This window comes from Mesorhizobium sp. B2-8-9, from assembly GCF_006439475.1.
GTDB lineage: Bacteria > Pseudomonadota > Alphaproteobacteria > Rhizobiales > Rhizobiaceae > Mesorhizobium.
Genome location: NZ_VFTQ01000010.1, coordinates 40,578 through 61,079, shown reverse-complemented (window position 1 = coordinate 61,079; position 20,502 = coordinate 40,578). Strand labels below are relative to the sequence as shown.

The 20,502-nt window shown below is 63.6% G+C and carries 23 protein-coding genes; 6 read left to right on the top strand and 17 right to left on the bottom strand.

Annotated elements, in window-relative coordinates; genetic code table 11:
- Nucleotides 1–4: 4 nt before the first annotated feature.
- The 9 genes from FJ423_RS14475 to glyA form a co-directional block, all read right to left on the bottom strand.
- Nucleotides 5–1,225, bottom strand: a complete 1,221-nt coding sequence (locus FJ423_RS14475) for an MFS transporter (protein WP_140842691.1) — start codon at nt 1,223–1,225, stop codon at nt 5–7.
- Entirely contained in the window at nt 1,222–1,716 is a 495-nt protein-coding gene (gene nusB, locus FJ423_RS14470) for a transcription antitermination factor NusB (protein WP_095767684.1), read from the bottom strand. The genes FJ423_RS14475 and nusB overlap by 4 nt, the downstream gene beginning before the upstream one ends.
- Nucleotides 1,713–2,207 carry a 6,7-dimethyl-8-ribityllumazine synthase gene (gene ribH / locus FJ423_RS14465; RefSeq protein WP_140641425.1) on the bottom strand — a complete coding sequence of 165 codons (495 nt, stop codon included), beginning with the start codon at nt 2,205–2,207 and terminating at the stop codon, nt 1,713–1,715. Before ribH ends, nusB begins: the two co-directional genes overlap by 4 nt.
- An 85-nt stretch (nt 2,208–2,292) precedes the next feature.
- Entirely contained in the window at nt 2,293–2,454 is a 162-nt protein-coding gene (locus tag FJ423_RS14460) for a CopG family transcriptional regulator (RefSeq protein WP_140842689.1), read from the bottom strand.
- On the bottom strand, nt 2,454–3,071 hold the full coding sequence (locus FJ423_RS14455) for a riboflavin synthase (RefSeq protein ID WP_140842687.1): 618 nt from the start codon (nt 3,069–3,071) through the stop codon (nt 2,454–2,456). The genes FJ423_RS14460 and FJ423_RS14455 overlap by 1 nt, the downstream gene beginning before the upstream one ends.
- 61 nt (nt 3,072–3,132) lie before the next feature.
- Nucleotides 3,133–4,260: a bifunctional diaminohydroxyphosphoribosylaminopyrimidine deaminase/5-amino-6-(5-phosphoribosylamino)uracil reductase RibD gene (gene ribD / locus FJ423_RS14450; RefSeq protein ID WP_181174798.1), complete on the bottom strand. Its 1,128-nt coding sequence runs from the start codon at nt 4,258–4,260 to the stop codon at nt 3,133–3,135.
- 2 nt (nt 4,261–4,262) lie between these two features.
- Nucleotides 4,263–4,742, bottom strand: a complete 480-nt coding sequence (gene nrdR / locus FJ423_RS14445) for a transcriptional regulator NrdR (protein WP_059184872.1) — start codon at nt 4,740–4,742, stop codon at nt 4,263–4,265.
- Nucleotides 4,743–4,881: 139 nt separating this feature from the next.
- Nucleotides 4,882–5,472 carry a hypothetical protein gene (locus tag FJ423_RS14440; protein ID WP_246680167.1) on the bottom strand — a complete coding sequence of 197 codons (591 nt, stop codon included), beginning with the start codon at nt 5,470–5,472 and terminating at the stop codon, nt 4,882–4,884.
- A gap of 73 nt (nt 5,473–5,545) precedes the next feature.
- On the bottom strand, nt 5,546–6,859 hold the full coding sequence (glyA, locus tag FJ423_RS14435; protein ID WP_140842684.1) for a serine hydroxymethyltransferase: 1,314 nt from the start codon (nt 6,857–6,859) through the stop codon (nt 5,546–5,548).
- 196 nt (nt 6,860–7,055) lie between these two features.
- Between glyA and FJ423_RS14430 the strand changes: the two genes are divergently transcribed.
- On the top strand, nt 7,056–7,307 hold the full coding sequence (locus FJ423_RS14430) for a hypothetical protein (RefSeq protein WP_140842682.1): 252 nt from the start codon (nt 7,056–7,058) through the stop codon (nt 7,305–7,307).
- Here the strand turns inward: FJ423_RS14430 and FJ423_RS14425 are convergent.
- From FJ423_RS14425 to FJ423_RS14410, 4 genes are all read right to left on the bottom strand, one after another.
- Nucleotides 7,304–8,557 carry a L,D-transpeptidase family protein gene (locus FJ423_RS14425; RefSeq protein ID WP_140842680.1) on the bottom strand — a complete coding sequence of 418 codons (1,254 nt, stop codon included), beginning with the start codon at nt 8,555–8,557 and terminating at the stop codon, nt 7,304–7,306. The genes FJ423_RS14430 and FJ423_RS14425 overlap by 4 nt on opposite strands.
- A gap of 478 nt (nt 8,558–9,035) precedes the next feature.
- Entirely contained in the window at nt 9,036–9,551 is a 516-nt protein-coding gene (locus FJ423_RS14420; RefSeq protein ID WP_040983294.1) for a MarR family winged helix-turn-helix transcriptional regulator, read from the bottom strand.
- 301 nt (nt 9,552–9,852) lie between these two features.
- The gene (locus tag FJ423_RS14415) at nt 9,853–10,275 is read right to left on the bottom strand and encodes a DUF6163 family protein (protein WP_140842678.1); all 423 of its coding nucleotides are present in this window, start codon (nt 10,273–10,275) and stop codon (nt 9,853–9,855) included.
- Nucleotides 10,272–11,315: an enoyl-CoA hydratase/isomerase family protein gene (locus FJ423_RS14410; RefSeq protein WP_140842676.1), complete on the bottom strand. Its 1,044-nt coding sequence runs from the start codon at nt 11,313–11,315 to the stop codon at nt 10,272–10,274. The genes FJ423_RS14415 and FJ423_RS14410 overlap by 4 nt, the downstream gene beginning before the upstream one ends.
- A gap of 177 nt (nt 11,316–11,492) precedes the next feature.
- On the opposite strand from FJ423_RS14410, the gene FJ423_RS14405 reads away from it, so the two are divergent.
- Together FJ423_RS14405 and hemB are read left to right on the top strand one after the other, a co-directional pair.
- Nucleotides 11,493–12,305, top strand: coding sequence for a DUF2066 domain-containing protein (locus tag FJ423_RS14405; RefSeq protein ID WP_140842674.1), 813 nt, complete (start codon nt 11,493–11,495; stop codon nt 12,303–12,305).
- A gap of 217 nt (nt 12,306–12,522) precedes the next feature.
- Nucleotides 12,523–13,554, top strand: coding sequence for a porphobilinogen synthase (gene hemB / locus FJ423_RS14400; RefSeq protein ID WP_140842672.1), 1,032 nt, complete (start codon nt 12,523–12,525; stop codon nt 13,552–13,554).
- Here hemB and FJ423_RS14395 read toward each other — a convergent pair.
- Nucleotides 13,511–14,146 carry a GNAT family N-acetyltransferase gene (locus FJ423_RS14395; RefSeq protein ID WP_210239561.1) on the bottom strand — a complete coding sequence of 212 codons (636 nt, stop codon included), beginning with the start codon at nt 14,144–14,146 and terminating at the stop codon, nt 13,511–13,513. The two genes, hemB and FJ423_RS14395, sit on opposite strands and share 44 nt — an antisense overlap.
- 185 nt (nt 14,147–14,331) lie before the next feature.
- Between FJ423_RS14395 and FJ423_RS14390 the strand changes: the two genes are divergently transcribed.
- The gene (locus FJ423_RS14390) at nt 14,332–14,976 is read left to right on the top strand and encodes a dihydrofolate reductase family protein (RefSeq protein ID WP_140842670.1); all 645 of its coding nucleotides are present in this window, start codon (nt 14,332–14,334) and stop codon (nt 14,974–14,976) included.
- A 181-nt stretch (nt 14,977–15,157) separates the two neighbouring features.
- On the opposite strand, the gene ppk2 is transcribed toward FJ423_RS14390, so the two are convergent.
- Nucleotides 15,158–16,078: a polyphosphate kinase 2 gene (gene ppk2, locus FJ423_RS14385; RefSeq protein ID WP_095767696.1), complete on the bottom strand. Its 921-nt coding sequence runs from the start codon at nt 16,076–16,078 to the stop codon at nt 15,158–15,160.
- A 251-nt stretch (nt 16,079–16,329) separates the two neighbouring features.
- Here ppk2 and FJ423_RS14380 point away from each other — a divergent pair, with 251 nt between their 5' ends.
- Complete coding sequence (locus FJ423_RS14380; RefSeq protein ID WP_140842667.1) at nt 16,330–17,373, top strand: aldo/keto reductase; 1,044 nt, start codon at nt 16,330–16,332, stop codon at nt 17,371–17,373.
- A 5-nt stretch (nt 17,374–17,378) separates the two neighbouring features.
- On the opposite strand, the gene FJ423_RS14375 is transcribed toward FJ423_RS14380, so the two are convergent.
- Entirely contained in the window at nt 17,379–18,350 is a 972-nt protein-coding gene (locus FJ423_RS14375) for a glycosyl transferase family 90 (protein ID WP_140842664.1), read from the bottom strand.
- Nucleotides 18,351–18,449: 99 nt separating this feature from the next.
- Complete coding sequence (locus tag FJ423_RS14370) at nt 18,450–19,115, bottom strand: GntR family transcriptional regulator (protein ID WP_140842662.1); 666 nt, start codon at nt 19,113–19,115, stop codon at nt 18,450–18,452.
- A 108-nt stretch (nt 19,116–19,223) separates the two neighbouring features.
- On the opposite strand from FJ423_RS14370, the gene FJ423_RS14365 reads away from it, so the two are divergent.
- Nucleotides 19,224–20,471, top strand: a complete 1,248-nt coding sequence (locus FJ423_RS14365; protein ID WP_140842903.1) for an MFS transporter — start codon at nt 19,224–19,226, stop codon at nt 20,469–20,471.
- Nucleotides 20,472–20,502 lie beyond the last annotated feature (31 nt).

The following is a 20,502-nucleotide window of genomic DNA, read 5'->3' as shown; positions in this document are numbered from 1 at the left end:
TTCTTCAAGATTTGGGAGCACCCACCAACTTCAACGTGCCGAGCGCCAGGAAGCAGAGCGCGACGACAGGGAAGACGATCCAGTTCAACATGGTCCAACCCCAGGCGTTGTAAATCGCGCCCGACATCAGCGAAGCGAATGCGACGGAGCCGAACAGGGCAAAGTCGTGGAAACCCTGGACCTTGCTCTTCTCGGAGGGCCGGTAGCTGGCCGCGACCATTGCGGTGGCACCGATGAAACCGAAATTCCAGCCGAGCCCGAGCAGGATCAGCGCCGTCCAAAACTGCCAGAGCGCCAGGCCGGAAAGCGCCACGGCAGCACAGCCGATCAGCAGGACAAGGCCAGTGGCGACGATGCGCTCGGCGCCGAAGCGATGGATCAGCGTACCGGTGAAGAAGCTTGGCCCGAACATGGCCATGACGTGCCACGAAATGCCAAGCGTGGCATTGTCTTCCGACAGGCCGCAGCCGACCATGGCGAGCGGCGCGCCGGTCATGACGAAGCTCATCAGCGCGTAGCTGCCGACGGTGCAGAACAACGCGGCGACGAAACGCGGCTGGGCGACAATTTCAATCAACGGGCGGGCATCGCTTGCAGCGGTTTCAGTGACGGCGCCGGTCCGGGAGGAAACCCGCAGGAACGACAGGATGAGCGCGCCAACCGCCGCCAGGGGCAGGATCGAGGCGAAGGACCCGGCAAACATTACCGGAGCCAGCAATTCGCGCGTGTAGATGACGATCTGCGGCCCGAGGACGGCGGTGATGATGCCGCCCGCCAGCACGAAGGAGATGGCGCGCGCCTTGAATTCCGGCGGCGCATTGTCGGCGGCCGCGAAGCGGAATTGCTGGACGAAAGCGCCGCCGACGCCAATGACGCAGAGGCCGAAGGCGAACAGCCAGAAACTTGCCTGGAAGAGCGCGAGCGTCGCGACCAGGCCACCGAGCGCGGTGACGATAGTGCCTGTCATGAAGCCGCCGCGATGGCCGAGCCGGCGGATGATGGCGGCGGCCGGCAAGGCTCCCAGCGCCACGCCAATATTGAAACCGGTGACCGGCGCCGTCGCGAGCGACTTGTCTGGACCGAGCAGATATTGCCCGGCGAGCGCGCCCAGCGAAATGGCGATCGGCGCGGCCGAACCGACGATCGCCTGCGCTGCGGCAAGCAGCACCGCCGTGCGACGCCCTTCCCTGCCGGTCTCGGCGACCGCGGCCGTTGCGGTTGTCACGAAGCGTCCTTGCCGCGTCCCTCGCCGCGAACCCGGCGCGAAACGCGATCCAGTACGGCGTTCACCAGCTTCGGCTCGTCTTCCTCGTAAAATGCCTTGGCGATGTCGACATATTCGGAGACGATCACGGCCACCGGCACGTCCTCGCGCTTCATCAATTCGTAGACGCCGGCGCGAAGGATGGCGCGTAGCGTCGAATCCAGCCGCGACAGCGGCCAGTCCTCGGTCAGCGCCTGGCGGATGACGGGATCGATGGTCTTCTGGTTCTCGACGACGCCGGTCAGGATGGCGCGGAACCATTGCGCGTCGGCCTCGCGATAGAGCGCGCCGTCGACTTCCTTGCCGAGGCGGAAGGCTTCGTATTCGGCCGTGATCTCGAAGACGCCGCTGCCGGCCACATCCATCTGATAGAGCGCCTGGACGGCGGCAAGACGGGCGGCGCCGCGCTTGTTGGCGTGGCGCACCGCACCGGTCGAGGCGGGATCGGTCACGATTGGGCTCCGAATTTCTCTTTGAGCGCGATCATGGTCAGCGCCGCGCGCGCCGCGAAGCCGCCCTTGTCGCCTTCCGTCTTCCGCGCGCGCGCCCATGCCTGCGCATCGTTCTCGGTCGTCAGGATGCCGTTGCCGATCGCGATCGCCTCCTGCACCGAAAGGTCCATCAGCGCGCGGCTCGATTCATTAGCGACGATATCGAAATGATAGGTGTCGCCACGGACGACGGTGCCGAGCGCAACAAAACCGTCGTAATGCGTGCCACCTTCGGCCGCTCCATCGAGCGCGAAGGTTATAACGGCCGGTATTTCGAGCGAGCCGGGAACCGTCACCACGTCATAGGTGGCGCCGGCCTCATCGAGCGCGCCGGTCGCGCCTTCGAGCAGGGCGTCGGCGAGATCGTCGTGAAAGCGCGCTTCGACAATGAGCAGATGCGCCTTCGCCTTCGGGCGAATGAACGCTTTGCCGTGTTGGGATGTGCCAGCCATAAAAGTCTCCGGGGGGTTGCCGGTGACTTAGGCCGAAGCCGTGTTGACCGCAAGCGGAAGATGCTGCGGCGCGACGTTCTGTGACCTATTCAGGCTGACGCGTTGCGAGATCCGCGCGATCCACCAGGCTTTTGACCCAAGCCTCGACTTCCTGGTGTTTTATCACTCTGCCGGCAACGACATCCGCCAACGCGTCGAGAGTCATCTGCCAGCGCTCGACGGTCTCTTCAGCTCCTTTGGGATCCATCAAAGCCCTTCTTTCGCGGCCTCCGCCAGGCGCGCCGCGTAACGCGCCATGGTGTCGATCTCGATGTTGACGCGGTCGCCGGCCTGGCGCTCGCCCCAGGTGGTGACGCTCAGCGAATGATCGATGAGGAGCACGTCGAAGCGGGTCGCTTCGACCTTGTTGACGGTAAGCGAGGTGCCGTCGAGCGCGACCGACCCTTTGGGCGCGATGAACTTCGCCAGATTGCGCGGCGCTTCCAGCGTGAAGCGCACGGCATCGCCCTCTTCCTTGCGCTCGACGATCTCGGCGGTGCCGTCGACATGGCCGGAAACGATATGGCCGCCGAGCTCATCGCCGATCTTCAGTGCCCGTTCCAGATTGATCCGGGTGCCGGATTTCCAGCTCGACGCGGTGGTCAGCCTGAGCGCTTCCTCCCAGGCCTCGACCTCGAACCAGCGCGCGTTGGAGCCATGCTCGGGCAGCGCCGTGACGGTGAGGCAGACGCCGCCGCAGGAAATCGAAGCGCCGATCGCGATCGTTTCTGGATCATAGGCGGTGTCGATGCGCAGGCCGATGCCTTCGGCGAGCGGCTTCACGCTCGCAACCGTACCAACATCAGTCACAATTCCCGTAAACATCAGAAAGCGTCTTTCGTATTGACCGTGATCTGATCCAAAAACCGGTTCCCACTTTTTGGGCTCATGGTCTTACCCACTCGGCGTAACTGTCCTCGCCGAAGCGCATGTCACGCAGCTTGCGAAATCCAGCCGGGATGTGGTCGGCGTCGATGGGCGATGCAATACCGTCCTCGCCGATCGCCTCCCGCCCCTGGAACAGAACAATGCGGTCGACCAGGTCTTCCTCCAGGAAGGCCTTGGCCACCCTGGCGCCGCCTTCGACCAAAACGCTCGCCATGCCGAGTGCCGCCAGATCCTCCAGCAACTCCGGCAAGGCTATCTCGCTTTCATAGGTTTCCGTGCCGATGAAGTGCACGCCTGCGCGTTCGAGCGACGCCCGCCGGTGCGCATCGGCCTCTGGGCAAGCAGCAACATAGAGCGGCACGCGGTCGACGCCCGAGACCAGCCTCGACGTCTCCGGCAACCGAATCTGGCGATCGAGGACGATGCGCGCCGGCGAACGGTTCTCCAGTCCGGGCAGGCGCACGGTCAGCGCCGGATCGTCCTCCAGCGCGGTGCCGATGCCGATCAGGATGGCGTCGGCCTCGGCGCGCATCAGATAGACGTCGCGCCGGGCGATCTCGCCGGTGATGGCGACCTGTCCGGCGCCTTTGCGGCCGATCTTGCCATCGCTCGAAAGCGCAAGCTTCAGAGTCACTTCCGGGCGTTTTTTCAGAGAACGAGTCAGATAGCCAGCCATCTGCTCGGCGGCCTCGGTGGCTAGCACCCTCTCCGCCACCTCGACGCCGGCGGTGCGCAGGATGGCGTAGCCCTTGCCGGAGACGCGCGGATCGGGATCGCTGGCCGCACCGACGACGCGCGCTATGCCGGCATTGACCAACGCATTGGCGCAAGGCGGCGTGCGGCCGTGATGGGCGCAGGGCTCCAGAGTGACGTAAGCCGTAGCACCGCGTGCAAGCTCGCCGGCCTCGGCAAGCGCTTCGGTTTCGGCATGGGGGCGGCCGCCCACGGCCGTCACGCCGGTGCCGACGATCATCGGGCCGGCGCCGTCGTCGCGCACGATAATGGTGCCGACGGAAGGGTTGGTTGAGGTGCGGCCGGCATTGCGGCGCGACAGCCTGATGGCCGCGGCCATGAACCGGCGATCAAGGGCCGCCTGCGCGGCCTCGTCCAGTCGCGGTCCCGCCATGATCAGCCGGCGTCCTCTTCGGTCTTCTCCTCGTCGCCCTTCAATTCGCCCAACAGCTCGTGAAAATCCTTGGCCTCGCGGAAGTTCCGGTAGACCGAGGCGAAGCGGACATAGGCAACGTCATCGAGCGATTTCAGCGCCTCCATGACCAGCCGGCCGACCTCGCCCGAGGCAACCTCGGTTTCGCCGGAGCTTTCGAGCTGGCGCACGATGCCGGTGACGGCGCGGTCGATGCGCTCGGGATCGACATTGCGCTTACGCACCGCGATCTCGACCGAGCGCAGCAGCTTGTCGCGGTCGAACGGCACCTTGCGCCCGGACTTCTTGATAACCACGAGGTCACGCAATTGCACGCGCTCGAAGGTGGTAAAACGACCACCGCAATCAGGGCAGACGCGGCGTCTGCGGATGGCGGCGCCATCCTCGGCCGGACGCGAATCCTTCACCTGCGTATCTTCGGACTGGCAATAGGGACAGCGCATGGGAAGCTTTCGGTTTGGCGATTCGGTAGGATGCCGGAAGGCTTAGTTTGTTTTGCCGCTATGGCAAAGCGCGGAGCCTTCCTATCAGAGATAGCGAGGCGCAAGCACAATTGCCAGCGCCCTGCCAAGGCCGGCAACGTCAGGGCGCGACGTCCTTGGTCGAAAACCCGCAGGACGTGCCGAGATTGCGATAAGCCTTGGTGAAGCCATCCATCGGAATGCTGGCGACGGCCTGTTTGCCGAAAGTCACATCGAGCGAGGTGACCTTGCGCATGGCGCGCAGCAAGGCCAGGCTGGTCTTGGCCTGGTTGTCGACCAACCAGCTCGGGCGGCCGCCGGCGGCGGCGTTGGAGGTGACCGTCGCGGCGACCTTCACGCCGGGGTCGCCGAAGGTCGCGGCGATCTTGTCGCCGGTCGGCAAGGTCTTGTTGTCGATGATGAACATGATGGCCGGATAGGCATCCGGCGGCAGCGCGTCGCCGGTCGAGATCGACAGCGTCAGGGAGCCTGCGTTACCGGCGCCGTCGAGGAAGGCCGTCGAGGCGGCGCAGGTCTTGTGCACGTCCTGGCCGGTATCGAGCGTATCGATGATGGTGGTCCACCGGCCGAAAGTGCTGGTGGCGGGCAGATCAGCATTCGGCTTGGTTTCTTCCTGAGACATCGCGGCGGAGGCGGCGAAGGCGGCAAGCGGACCAAGCAAAGTCGCAGCGAGACGGGAAGTACGCATCATCGGATCTCCAGTAAGCCGCGCCGCCCACAGGAGCGGCGCAAGCGCAGGATAAAAGATGACGCGCGGCGCCCGGTCAACCGAGATAGGGATAGAGCGGGAAGCGGTCGGTCAGCGCCGTGACCTTGGCCTTCACAGCGGCCTCGACCGCCGCGTTGCCCTCATCGGAATTCGCCACCTTCAGCCCGTCCAGCACCTCGGCGATCAGCTTGCCGATCTCGCGGAACTCGGCCTGGCCGAAGCCGCGCGTGGTGCCGGCCGGCGTGCCGAGGCGCACGCCAGAGGTGACGAACGGCTTTTCCGGATCGAATGGGATGCCGTTCTTGTTGCAGGTGATGTTGGCGCGGCCAAGGGCTGCTTCCGCGCGCTTGCCGGTGGCGTTCTTCGGACGAAGGTCGACCAGCATCAGGTGATTGTCGGTGCCGCCCGAGACGATGTCGAGGCCAGTCTCCTGCAAGCTGGAGGCCAGCGCCTTGGCATTGGCGACGATGCTTTCGGCATAGGCCTTGAAGCTCGGCTTCAGCGCTTCGCCGAGCGCCACCGCCTTGGCGGCGATGACATGCATCAGCGGCCCGCCCTGCAGACCCGGGAACACCGCCGAGTTCATCTTCTTGGCGATTTCCTCGTCATTGCACAGGATCATGCCGCCGCGCGGGCCGCGCAGCGACTTGTGGGTCGTCGTGGTCACGACATGGGCGTGGGGCAGCGGCGACGGATGCATGCCGCCGGCGACGAGACCGGCGATATGCGCCATGTCGACCATGAGGTAAGCGCCGATCGAATCGGCGATCTCGCGGAAACGCTTCCAGTCCCAGATGCGCGAATAGGCGGTGCCGCCGGCGAGGATCAGCTTCGGCTTCGTCTCATGCGCGGTCTTCTCAATCGCGTCCATATCGAGCAGGTGATCGTCCTTGCGCACGCCGTAGGAGACGACCTTGAACCACTTGCCGCTCATGTTGACCGGCGAGCCGTGAGTGAGATGGCCGCCCGAATTCAGGTCGAGACCCATGAAAGTGTCGCCGGGCTGCAGCAGCGCCAGGAACACTGCCTGGTTCATCTGGCTGCCCGAATTCGGCTGGACATTGGCGAAGTTGCAGCCGAACAGCTTCTTCGCGCGCTCGATGGCCAGTTCCTCGGCCACGTCGACGAACTGGCAGCCGCCATAGTAGCGCTTACCCGGGTAGCCCTCGGCATATTTGTTGGTCATGATCGAGCCTTGCGCCTCGAGCACGGCGCGCGACACGATGTTTTCGGAAGCGATCAGCTCGATCTCATGGCGCTGGCGGCCGAGCTCATTGCGGATGGAGCCGAAGATTTCCGGATCGGCATCGGCAAGCGTGGTCTCGAAGAAGGATTCGAATTTGGTGGAGGCTGCCGCGGCATTTGACATGGCTTGCTTTCCCTTGGGGCCGGAGGTCTGCGAGGTCGCCGCGCATTAACACAGTTGTTTTCGGCCCGCCACGTTTGGGGCGCGAAATTTGCTGGCCGGTTTGCGTCAAGCCAAGCCTGGCGGATGCTAATCGCGCGGTTCGCGGCTTCAGCATCGCCTCTGAGAAGGTGATTTCGGTGAACAGCTTGCGCGCCGTATGGTCGTTGATGTCGCCACGGCGAAGCATCGTCTGTCGCCACGGCGAAGCATCGTCCCGCAGTTCGGCGCGCTCGGCCTCGATGCCGGCAAGCCTGAAGCCGGTTTGATCGCTGATTTAATCCGATCATGCGCAATTGAAGGCGCGCCGTCCAGCACCGAGGCTGTCGTTCCGCTTGCTGGCAGTTGCGGCTGGCCTGAACAAAAAGACCGCTACGAGAGCGGCCTTTTTCTTCTTAGATCGGATGCTTAAAGCGCGGAGCTGATCTGCAGCTCGCTGGCGCCGTCGAGGCCGTAGATGTCGTCGCGGAATTGCACGACGCCCGGGGCGGTCGACCACGCCGACAGATAGAGGAAGTGAACCGGCACCGGGTTGACCACATTTATCGGGGTGTTCTCGCCGGTCTTGATCGCTGCCTCGAAATGCTGGCGGTCCCAGCCGGGCGTGTCGCGCAGGATCCAGGTGACGAGGTCGCGCACGTTCTGGACACGCACGCAGCCGGAGGAATCGAAGCGCATCAGCTTGCCGAACAGGCTCTGCTGCGGCGTGTCGTGCATGTAGACGCCGTCCGGGCTCGGGAAGTTGATCTTGACCGAGGCCATGGCGTTGCCGGCGCCGGGATCCTGGCGGAAACGGTATTTCGCGGCGTCGTCCGTCGACCAGTCGATGGTCATCGGATCGACCTCGCTGCCATCCGGCGCGAACAGGCGGATGTGGCTGTCCTTGAGGTAGTTCGGGTCCTTCCGCATCAGCGGAATGATGTCCTTGCGCACGATCGAGACCGGCGCATTCCAGTACGGATTGACGATGATCTCGTTGATCTTCGAGTTCACGATTGGCGTCTGGCGGTCGATCTTGCCGACGATCGCGGTGTGGCGCAGCACGACGCGGTCGTTCTCGACGGCTTCGACCTGGGCGCCCGGAATGTCGACCAGCACGTAACGGTCGCCCAGCGTGCCGGCCTTTTCCTTCAGGCGCTGCAAATTGGTCTGCAACTGGCCGAGCCGGACCTGCGCCGACACGTTCATCGCGGCGTAGGTGTATTTGCCCATGGCGCCGTCGGCCGGCAGGCCATGACGGAGCTGGAAGCGCTTTACCGCCGAGTCGACATAGGAATCGAAGGCCGTTGAAATGCCGGCGCTCTGCGGCAGGTCGCCCGAGACCATCAGGCGCTTGCGCAGCGGAACGACATCCGGATCGTCGACGCCGAGCTGCAATTTCTTGGTCGCCGGAACCTGTTCCCAGCCGCCCTGGGAGACGATGTTCTGATACTGCGCCACCGCCTGCTCGGTGAAGGCCACCGTCTGCAGGCTGAAGATCGGCAGCGTCGAGGCGACCTTGTTGGTGTCGGTGCCGCGGGCGTCGAACTGGTCGTCCCAATTGCCGCGGGTCGAGGATTTCAGGATGTCCCCGATCACGTCCTGGGCGCTCGCTTGGCCGGCGACCATTGCGGCGGCAAGCGCGGAGGCTCCGGTGAGGAAGAAACGGCGGCTGGTTCTCATGGCAGACATTCTTGGCTATTCGCTCTCGCTCAATCGCTCGCCGGGCGGCTTGTCCGCACTCTAGGGGCGGCAAACTTAACAATTCGCCAACCATGACCCGCATCGGTCGGCCGCCAGAAACGCGCTGCCGCAACGCAGGTTCCAAGGAGCGCAAGGCACAGGCCCGCAGCGTCACTCACAAACCGCATTGACCGCGATTATGGCGGCAACGTGGCCTTGGCCCGCGATTTGCCTGCTGCGGCAAGGTGAAAGGAAGGGCGGCGATGCTTTTTTGCATCGCGCGATGCTGGCGCGTCCTTGCGAAGTAAGCACCCTGCCCTTCAGGCGCGGAGCTTCAATGCGCAGAGCGACGGTCAAACTCCCGCAGATGCCCGCCTTCGCAAAAGGATAGGACCGGTGCGCTTCAAGCACCGATCCCGTACTCTTCTCCCGGTCGCGCTTCTTCGGCGCGGCTTTCCCGTCCCCAATTGCGAAGCGCTCACATCCGGTAAGCGATCGTATCGTTCCAGAAGCGGTCGAGCCGCTGCAGCGCGCGGTTCATCTGCTTGAACTCGTCGGTGTTGATGCCGCCGACCGCCTCGATCGAGCCGACATGGCGCTCATAGAGGCCGGCGACGACGTCGGCCACCTCGTTGCCCTTCGGCGTCAGCGAGACGCGGACCGAACGGCGGTCGATGCGCGAACGCTGGTGGTTGATGAAGCCGAGGTCGACCAGCTTCTTCAGATTGTAGGAGACGTTGGAGCCGAGATAATAGCCACGCGAGCGCAGCTCGCCGGCGGTCAGCTCGGAGTTGCCGATGTTGAAGAGCAGCAGCGCCTGGATGGCGTTGATGTCGGAACGGCCGTTGCGGTCGAACTCGTCCTTGATCACGTCAAGCAGGCGGCGGTGCAGACGCTCCACCAGCTGCAGCGATTCCATGTAAAGCGAGCGGATAGCCTCGCGGCGATCGTCGGATACGTTTGCGGTCTTCGCCGCCGGACGCGAATTGATCATTGTCTTTGCCTCTCGTTTGTCGCCTTGGTGATTTTTTGTTTTTCACCTTGATCGCGACACTATCGAATACTCATAAAATTCGACTTAAACGCCAGGGCTAACAAGAGCTTACCGGTAAGAGGTTTCGGAAGACGCTTAACGATCGGTCACCCGAGCAAGAACAATTAACCTAAAGATTTAGCCAATGGATCTTGCAGTGAAACGGGGCCGCGAAACCGGTTCCGAAGGTCGGCCCTCGGCCGGCTTTATGGGTGGCGCATGATGTCGTCCGAAAACCGCTTCACACTTTTCGGCATCATGCTCATTGGCGGAGCCGGCGCTTCTGCAGCCAGATGGTGACGCGAAAGACGATGTAGAGCAAGGCCACGCAGGCGTGCGAGATCACGATCAGCAGGCGGTGGCCGAAGAGATCGGGGAAACCGGCATACATCACCGTCTCGGTCGCGGCGCAGATGAACCAGATCACCGGCCCCCACGATGCCAGCATCCAGAGGCCGGCGGCGGCGAAGGGAAAGAACACCGCGAGCATGGCCGCCGCCACCTGCCAGTGCACCGGCATCAGGTCGAAGCGCCACATCTCGCCCGGATAAATGCCGATAAGGCGGATCCAATAGAGGATGCCGAACAACAGGCAGTAGCCGGCGATGACGCGCTGGAACCAGGCGAAGATGACCTCGGTGGTCGAGGGCTGAAGCACCACGCGCCTGGAGGTGACCTCGCTCACAGGACAAGCTCCTTGTCCCCGAGCGGCGCGAAATAGGCGTCGATGTCGGCCGTCCGGACCTCATCCAGGCGTGCGGGCCGCCACTCGGGCTTCGAGCCTTTTTCGATGATGGCGGCGCGGATGCCTTCATAGAAATCATGGCCGGCAAGCATGCGATTGAGGATGCGGAACTCCATCTTCATGCATTCGTCCATCGACAGTGTCGAGTCAGCGCTGATCTCGCGCCAGGCGACGTTTAGGCTGGTCGGCGAACGGGTCTTGATCGTGGCAAGCGTCCTGGCGGCGAAAGCATCGCCGGCGGCGGCCTCCTCGAGGCTGGCGATGATATCGGCAAGCGAGCTTTGCGAAAAATGGCGTGCGATCGAATCCAGGTCCTGCTGCTCCGTCTCGCGTTTTGCCGGGACGGAGAAATTGCGCAGCTCGGCATCCGGATCGTTGCTGGTCGCCAGCTCGTCGAGCAACCCAGCCTGATCCTGCGCCTTGATGGTGTGCGTGGCAAGCCCCGACCAAAGCGCATCGCCGTGGCGGATGCGATTTCCGGTCAGCCCGAGATACATGCCGAAAGAGCCGCCGAGATCCGGCAGCAAATGGCTGGCGCCGACATCCGGGAAAAAGCCGATGCCGACCTCCGGCATGGCGAACTGCGCGTTTTCGGTCAGCACGCGATGCGAGCCATGGAAGGAAATGCCGACGCCGCCGCCCATGACGATGCCGTCGATCAAAGCGATATAAGGTTTTTTGAAGCGCGCGATGCGGGCGTTGAGCCGGTACTCGTCGGCGAAGAAATCGACCGGAGGTTCGCCGGCGCGGCCGGCCTCGTAGATATGCAGGATGTCGCCGCCGGCGGAAAACGCCCTGCCCTCGGCCTTGACGACGACAAAACCTAGGCCCGTGTCCTGCTCCCAGGCGTCGAGCGCCCTGCCGAGCGCCTTGACCATGTTGTGCGTGACGGCGTTGAGAGCCTTGGGGCGGGTCAAAGTGACCAAACCCGCTCTGCCCAGCCGCTCGAAGCGGATCTCGTCGCCTCCGCCAAAATCCATCACCAGAGAATCCCTCTCTCCGCCCGCCGGGGGAGAGAAGTGCTAAAGGCGGCATGGAGACGCGTCAATGGCGGCGGTTACTGGGGGGCGCTCCTTGCGCTGGCGGGCGGCAGCGCCAGATGTTAGGTAACCGGCAAAGCACTGTGCCCGCGCCCGACAGGTTTCGAGCAGATCGACATGCCTGGAATTTCCCGCTTCGCGGTTGGATTGGTCGGTCTCCTATGTCTGGGACTGCCCGTCCGCGCCGCGACAATCGCCGAGCTCTACCAGGCGCAGGCGATCGTCACCGGCACCGGCGAGGCAAATCGCGAGATCGGCTTCAAGGATTGCCTCGACAAGGTGCTGGTCAAGGTTTCGGGCGACCAGCGCCTGACGCAGAAGACGGAGATGCTGGCTCTGCGCGACAAGGCGGCCGACTTCGTGCAGTCCTTCCGCTATCACGACCGGCTCGAAGGCATCCCGATCCATGACGAGCAAGGCACGCATGACAGGCCGCATGATCTCACCTGCCTCTATAAGCCAGCTGTCATCGACAAGCTGCTGGCGCAGCTCGGCAGCCGGCCCTGGCTCGGCGAACGGCCGCCGATCGCCGTCTTCATGACCGCCGAGCAGGGCTCGCGACATTTTATGCTGACGCTAGACGAGCAGCGCGGCGACGCGATGCGCGAATCCTTCGCCAATGCTGCCGATCCGCTGCTGATGCGCGTCACCTTTCCTAAGGCCGGGCAGCTTGGCGGCCTGGGTGAAAAGGCTCTTTCCGGCGCCGATATGGCAAGACTCGATAAGCTCGCAAAAAAAGCGGGAGCGGGCCGAGCGCTCGCCGGCAGCATCGTATGGAGCGACAAGGAACTCGGCTGGATCGCCGACTGGCGGCTGGCCGACCGCGGCAAGACCTATCGCTGGCAGGTGCGCGGCGTCAGCTTCGACGAGGCGTTCCGTGTGGCGATCAGGGGCGCGGCGCAGATCTTGTCGGGGCACGGGCAGCCGTGAGGGTTCCTCGCCCCACGCAGTGGGGAGAGGTGGCTCGGCGAAGCCGAGACGGAGAGGGGAGCGCCCTACGAAGGCCCCCTCTCTGTCCGCTTCGCGGCCACCTCTCCCCGCCTTTGGCAGGGGCGAGGAACTCGCGCTTCGACGCTGGCACAATCGTGTCGCATTGGTCAGCAGCGGAGACGCGTGGTAAAAGCCGGCGCAAAAGAGAGTTTCGGCGATGAACAAATTCACTCCCGCAAAGCCCGCCGGCGCGCGCAGCGTCGATGAGATCACTGGCAGCCGGCGGCTGCGGCGCATGCGCAAGGCCGACTGGTCGCGACGGCTGGTACAGGAGAACCAGCTTTCGGTGAACGACCTGATTTGGCCGATCTTCGTCATCGACGGCAAGAACACGCGCGAGCCGATCGCCGCGATGCCGGACGTCTATCGCCTGTCTATCGACCTCGCGGTGAAGGAAGCCGAGCGCGCGGCCAAGCTGGGCATCCCGGCCATCGCCACCTTCCCCAATGTCGAGCTTGCGCTGCGCGATCAGACCGGATCGCACATCCTCGACCCCGACAATGTCATCAACCGCGCCACGCGCGCCATCAAGGACGCGGTGCCGGAGATCGGCATCATCACCGATGCCGCGCTCGACCCGTTCACCAGCCACGGCCATGACGGCATCCTGCGCGACGGCATCATCGTCAATGACGAGACGGTGGAGCAGGTCGCCGCGGCTGCCGTCATTCAGGCCGCCTCGGGCGCCGACATCATCGCTCCGTCCGACATGATGGACGGCCGCATCGGCGCCATCCGCGACGCGCTCGACGCCAACGGTTTCCAGGACGTGGCGATCATGTCCTACGCGACGAAGTTCGCCTCGGCCTTCTACGGGCCCTATCGCGAGGCGGTCGGCACCGCCGGCCTGCTCAAGGGCGACAAGAAGACCTACTATATCGACCATGCCAATTCCGACGAGGCCGTGCGCGAGGCCGAGCAGGACCTCGCCGAGGGCGCCGACATGCTGATGGTCAAGCCCGGCCTGCCCTATCTCGACATCATCCGCCGGCTGAAGGACGAGCTGCGGATGCCGACCTTCGCCTATCAGGTGTCGGGCGAATATTCGATGATCAAGGCAGCGGCCGCCAATGGCTGGATCGACGGCGAAAAGGCGATGCTGGAATCGCTGCTTGCGCTGAAGCGGGCGGGCTGTGACGGCGTGCTCACCTATTTCGCGCCGGTGGTGGCGGAGATGCTGAGGGGCTAGCCTCGAACGCCCGCTCCGTTTTCGTGCGGGTAAGCCGCAGGATTGGCCGTTCCCTCGTTGGAGACGGCACGCGGACGAAACCCATGCGCTCGAAGGTCGAGACATAGCCGGTGCTTGACGCACTGGGCGACAGCTCCGCGTCTATCGGATAGGCCTCCACGGCTGGCGCGCCGCTCTTGAACGCAAGCGCCACCGCACCTTCGATCAATGCGGTGGCGATCCCCCGCCTGCGATAGCCGATGCGGATATAGAGACAAGACAGCGACCATACCGGCACATCGTCGCCAGCCCTCAGCCGCCAGACCCTGCCCAGATGCGGCAAGGCACTGCGCGGCGTTATCTGACACCAGCCGACGGCCTTTTCCCTTTCGAACGCAAGCAAACCTGGCGGCGGTCCTCTTTGCACCACCGTCTTGAACGCCGACCGGTTGCGATCAGCCGGTTGCTTGCGGTAGCCGGCGCCGATGCGCCAGTACATGCACCAGCATCCCGCCGTCGCGCCCTTTTCCCCGAACAGGTCCTCGAGCGCGGGCCACAACTGCGGTGTGAGCACCCGTATGGCAAACTTCTGATCCTGGGGTCGAGCGGTCATCGCGCAGGCATAACGTTACCCTGACCGGAGAAACGCTGTCACAGATCGCCTCGAGGAACAACCGGGCCAGCAGGATGGCCCATCTGAAAGTCGTCAGCCCGATGGAAATAAACCGCTTGCAATATGCAATCAGTTAAGCTATCCCAAAGACTGATTTCGAATTACAACTGGTTTAGGAGGCAGCCATGTCCAAGTTGCGTGTCAACGCTTTCACCTTGTCGCTCGACGGTTACGGCGCCGGTCCCGACCAAAGCCTCGACACGCCGCTGGGCGTCGGTGGCGAAAATCTGCACAAATGGATGATCAAGACCCGCTCTTTCCACCAGATGATCGGCAAAGATAGCGGGACCACGGATACCGACAACGATTTTGCGGTCCGCAGCTTCGAGAATATCGGCGCGTGGATCCTCGGCCGCAACATGTTCGCGCCGAGCCGCGGCGAATGGCCGGACGACAAATGGAAAGGCTGGTGGGGCGACAACCCGCCCTATCATGTACCGACTTTCGTGCTGACGCACCACAAACGCGCACCGATCGAGATGGAAGGCGGCACGACTTTTTACTTCGTTACTGACGGCATCCATTCGGCGCTCGAACAGGCAAAGGCAGCGGCCGGCGGCAAGGATGTGCGGGTCGGCGGCGGCGTCTCGATCGTTCGGCAATACCTGCAGGAGAGCTTGATCGACGAGATGCATCTGGCCATCTCGCCTGTCCTGCTCGGCTCGGGCGAGCATCTGTTCGCCGGGCTCGACATGCTGAGGCTGGGGTATCAATGCACGGAACAAGTTGCCACGGCGGATGCCACGCATGTGATGATCGGGCGGGCGTAGGCCAAGCTTCTCCTTCTCCCCTTGTGGGAGAAGGTGGCCTCGCGAAGCGAGGTCGGATGAGGGGTGCTCCAGCTTGGCGACGAGCTGGAAATCGTCACCGCCTCATTTCTTCCAACACCCCTCATCCGTCTCGGCGCTGCGCGCCGATCCACCTTCTCCCACAAGGGGAGAAGGAGGGCGCTCAATACTTCTCCGGCACGTAGAGTTCGCGCGGCAGGACCTGGCGCTCATATTCTGGGTTGAAGACGCGCTCCGGCAGCGTGATTTCCTCGTGCGGAACCTCCTCATAGGGCATCTGCTGCAACAGATGGTCGATGCAGTTCAGCCGAGCCCGCTTCTTGTCGTTGCCCTCGACGATGAACCAGGGCGCTTCCGGAATGTTGGTGCGGGCGAAGGTCTCTTCCTTGGCCTTGGTGTATTGCTCCCAGCGCACACGCGACTGCAGGTCCATGGGCGAGAGCTTCCACTGCTTCATCGGATCGTGGATGCGCATCAGGAAGCGCATCTGCTGCTCCTCGTCGGTGATCGAGAACCAGTATTTCACCAGGGTGATTCCGGAACGGACCAGCATGCGCTCGAATTCGGGCACGTCGCGGAAGAACTCCTCGACTTGGTCCCCATTGGCAAAGCCCATCACCCGCTCGACGCCGGAGCGATTGTACCAGGAGCGGTCGAACAGCACGATCTCGCCGCCCGCGGGCAGATGCGGCACGTAGCGCTGGAAATACCATTGCGACTTCTCGCGCTCGGTCGGCGCCGGTAATGCCACGACACGGGCGATGCGCGGATTGAGCCGCTGCGTGATGCGCTTGATGACGCCGCCCTTGCCGGCGGAATCGCGGCCTTCGAAGACCACTACCAGCTTCTTCTTGTGGTAGGCGACCCAGGACTGGAGCTTGATCAGCTCCGACTGCAGCCTGAGCAGCTCGCGAAAATAGGTCATGCGCTCGATGGAGGGCGGATGCGACTTCTTGTAGATCTTGGCGATCTCGAGCGAGAGCGCCGGCTCGGACAGCTCCAGCTCATAATCCTCGTCGAGCGTATCCTCGAGCTCGGCCTCCAGCCAGTCCTTGGCCCCGGAATTCGGTTTCAGTTCATTCATCGCGCTGCTCCGTCTGCCTGTCAGCTAACACCGCTTCGGAAGCCCCGGCCGGACACTCCGTAAGCCGACTGAGATACAGAGGCGCAATGACGGTTTTATTGCAATCGCCCGGCAGCTGCATCGATATGGAAGATATGTGATCGACCCCGTATCGATAGCGGGGCGACAAGCGGCGGGAATTGTCCTACAAATCCCTCGCTCTTTCCGGCGCTCGCCACGGCGCTTCTTCAAAACAAATTGCGAGGACCGACATGGAATACCGCACGCTCGGCCGATCCGGCTTGAAAGTCTCGACATTGACGCTTGGCACCATGACCTTCGGCGGCACCGGTCCGTTCGCCGCCGTCGGCAATTCGGATCTTTCGGAAGCCAAACGCATCATCGACACCTGCATCGATGCCGGCATCAACCTCATCGACACCGCAAACGTCTATTCCAACGGGTTGTCGGAAGAGATCATCGGCGAGGCGCTTGGCGGCAAGCGCAAGAACGATGTACTGATCGCCTCGAAGGCGCGCATGCGTATCGGCACCGGCCCCAATGACGAAGGCCTGTCGCGCCATCACCTGATCCGCGAGTGCGAAAAGAGCCTGAAGCGGCTCAGGACCGACGTCATCGACGTCTATTTCGTCCACCAATGGGATGGGCTCACCCCGGTCGAGGAAACGATCGCGGCGCTCGACACCTTGGTCAATCAGGGCAAGATCCGCTATATCGGCTGCTCCAACTGGTCGGGCTGGCAGGTAATGAAGGCTCTTGCCGTCAGCGACAGCCGCCATCAGGCCCGTTTCATCACTCAGCAGATCCACTACACGCTGGAAGCGCGGGAGGCCGAATACGAATTGCTGCCGATCTCGGTCGACCAGGGCCTCGGCGTGCTCGTCTGGAGCCCGCTGGCCGGCGGACTGCTCTCCGGCAAATACCATCGCGACAGCCCGACCGCGCGCCAGATCGGCGGCTGGACGGAACCGCCGATCCGCGATGAGGATCGCCTGTGGCGCATTGTCGACGTGCTCAACTTCATCGGCAAGGCACGCGGCGTTTCGGGCGCGCAGGTGGCGCTTGCCTGGCTGCTCGGCCGACCGGCCGTAAGCTCGCTGGTGATCGGCGCGCGCAACGAGGCGCAGCTCAAGGACAACCTCGCCGCGGCAAGCCTGTCGCTCGCCGAGGACGAACGGCAGCGTCTCGACGTCGTCAGCCGGCCGCCGGTGCTTTATCCCTATTGGCACCAGCAGTTCACGGCCAGGGATCGTTTCGGGCCGGCCGACGAGGTGCTCGACCGCTCTCACGCTTAAAACGCTCAGCCGGCGATAAAGCGCCAGACTTCCGCGTCGGGCTTAATCTGCCCGCTCAGCACGAAATATTTGTAGAGGACGAGCAGCGAGATCGCCTGCTCGTCCTGCTCATTGCCGAATCTGCGGCAATAGGCATTGGCGGCGGCGGTTATCCGTCCCGCCTCGTCGGGATGTTTTTCGAAATAGGCCACCTTGTCGAGCAGGTCGGAGAAATCCGGCTGCAGGGGCACATAGTGGACGTTGGGCTCGACCTGGGCTTCGGCGAACCAGGTTTCGTAGGTCGGTTCCGGCATGAGGCAGAGTGAATTGGAGCTCATGATCCATTTCAGGTTCGTCGCGACATCATTGCCTTCGAGCGAGACGATGTAGCGATACTGTCGCTGCTGCTCGATGTTCAGGAACGGCTTGCGGTATCCGTCCGGCGCATCGGCCCTGTGGGAACCCGCATCGCAAATCGGCAGGTCGGCGGCTTTTTCGACGAAGCGGGTGCGAATCGGATTGTTGAGATGACCGCGCCAGACCACCATCGGACGCTTGGCGGCGAAAGACAGGTTGTCGGGCGGCATGTAGAAGTGACGGAACTTGTTCAGCTTCATCAGCACGCCGTTCGCATTGTCGTCGCCGATGGGCCGGTCCTTGACGATCCTCGGGAACTCCGGAACCCCGACAACGTCGCCGAATTCGAAATCGATCAGCAGGCCGGGATCGAAATAGCGCGCGAATTCCTTGAGGTCGTAATAATACATGCTGGAAGAGGACGGCAGCTTGCCGACGGCTACGGCGTCCGGACTGGGCACGAACGGGTGTTCCAGCTTGTTGTAGTAGTTCAGCCGCTCGCGAACCGTCTTGCCCGAAAGCATGGCCTGTTCAAGCCGGCTGGCGAGGCGGTCGCGAAACAGGGACTGCGGTGCGCGGTCGCGCGCGAAATTGCGCGCGTAATAGAACAGCTTTGCGGCGGTTCGAGAGAGTGTGGCCATACGTCCGCGAGTTCAGCAAGTTCCCCTCGTCTCCTACAGCATTCTCCCGGCCATGTTGCAAGCCCGCTAATGCAACCGGCGTTGTGTCGACGCTTTCCCTCAAGCCGCGACCACGGCAAACCCGCGTGCGCGCAAACCGCGCCGGTCGTCATGCAATGAGGTGACCAGCCGATCTCGGCTGCCGGCGATGTGAGCGGAAAGCAGTCGCGCCGCTTCATCGGCATCGGCGCTCCTGACGGCGGCGAGGATGGCATGATGTTCGGCCCAGGCACGGCCGAGCGCCTTCTCATCGCGCACCTCCAGCCAGCGCGCACGCGACAGCCTGGTCATCGCGTCGCGCACTGCCCTGAGCAGAAACTCGTTGCCGGAAAGCCTTGCCAGTTCGATGTGGAAATCCAGGCCGACGCGATGCCACTCCTCGCGCGGCGTCTCAGCATCGCAGGAATCGAGCATCGCCGCGATCACGTCGATGCCGCCACGGTCTTCGAGCGCCGCCGTGAGGCGAACCGCCGCGACTTCGACCGCCTCGCGGTAGACGGCGATCTGCCCGAGTTCGGCAAGGTTGATTGGCGCCACCGTCCAGCCGCGGCCGTCGCGGCCGATCAGCCCTTCCGTCTCCAGGCGCAGCAATGCGGCCCGCACCGGCGTGCGCGACGCGCCGAAGCGGCTCTCGATCCAGCGCTCGGTCAGCCGCTCGCCCGGGCCGATCTCCAAACCGAGGATCATCTCGCGAAGCTGTCTTTCGACATTTTGCATCTGCGACATTTGTCGTCCCGTTTTCCAAGCCGCGTTGACGGCGCTCGCATTTTGACGGATACCAGCTTGGTATCCCAAATTGGTATCCGCAACAACCCCAGCATTGGCACGCATGACATGACGCCCAAGGAACCCGAACAGAGCGGCTTCAACATCCATTGGCGACGCAATCTCGCCGTCTGCTTCGCCGGCTCGTTCAGCACGCTTGTCGCCATGACGCTGCTTCTTCCGTTCCTGCCGCTGTACGTCGAGCAGCTCGGCGCCGAGGGCCACGCGGCGATCGTGCAGTGGTCGGGCATCGCCTATGGCGCGACCTTCTTCGCGGCCGCGCTGGTCGCGCCTTTGTGGGGACGGCTGGGCGACCGCTACGGCCGCAAGCTGATGCTGGTACGCGCTTCGTTCGGCATGGCGATCTGCATGTCGTTGACCGGCATGGTTGAGAGCGTCTGGCAGCTGGTGCTGCTTCGATTGCTGATCGGTTTTGCCGGCGGTTATTCATCGGGTTCAACGATCCTGGTGGCGATGCAGACGCCCAAGGAGCGCTCCGGCTGGGCGCTGGGCGTGCTGGCGGCGGGCATCACGGCGGGCTCGCTGGTCGGACCGCTGCTGGGCGGCCTGCTGCCGCCGCTGATCGGCATCCGCGCGACCTTCCTGCTGTCCGGCGCCGTCATTTTCCTGGCCTTCCTGGCGACGACTTTCCTGATCAAGGAGAACCCGCCGGCGCCCAAGCCCGCCTCGACGACGAAGCCGAAAAGCGGCTGGTCGCAGATCCCCGACAAGCGGCCGATCGTCGCCATGCTGGCCACCGGCATGCTGCTCGCCTTCGCCACCATGTCGATCGAGCCGATCATCACCGTCTATGTGCAGCAGCTCGTCGAGGACCAGAGCAAGGTGACCATGGTCGCAGGCGTCGTCATGTCCGCGGCGGCGCTGGGTACCATCCTGTCCTCGTCCTGGTTGGGAAAACTCGCCGACCGCGTCGGCCACTGGAACGTCGTGGTCGGTGCGCTGGCGGTCTCGGCATTGCTGCTCATTCCGCAAGCCTACGTCACCAATGGCTGGCAATTGATCGGCCTGCGCTTCCTGATGGGCCTGGCGCTGGGCGGACTGTTGCCCTGCATCACCAGCGTCATCCGCCACAATATCCCTGATGGGGTCGGCGGCAATGTGCTTGGCCTGGCGATCTCGGCGCAATATGTCGGCCAGGTCGCGGGACCGCTGTCCGGCGGCTTCGTCGGCGGACATTTCGGTATGCGCTCGGTGTTTCTGGGCACAGCGGTGCTGATGGCGCTGGGTGCTGCCTACAACTGGTCTGTCCAGTCGCGCCGGGCGCGGCATATGCTGCTCGAAGCTGGCGAATCCTAAACCGGCGCCTCCACCTCAACCGCAGCATGGA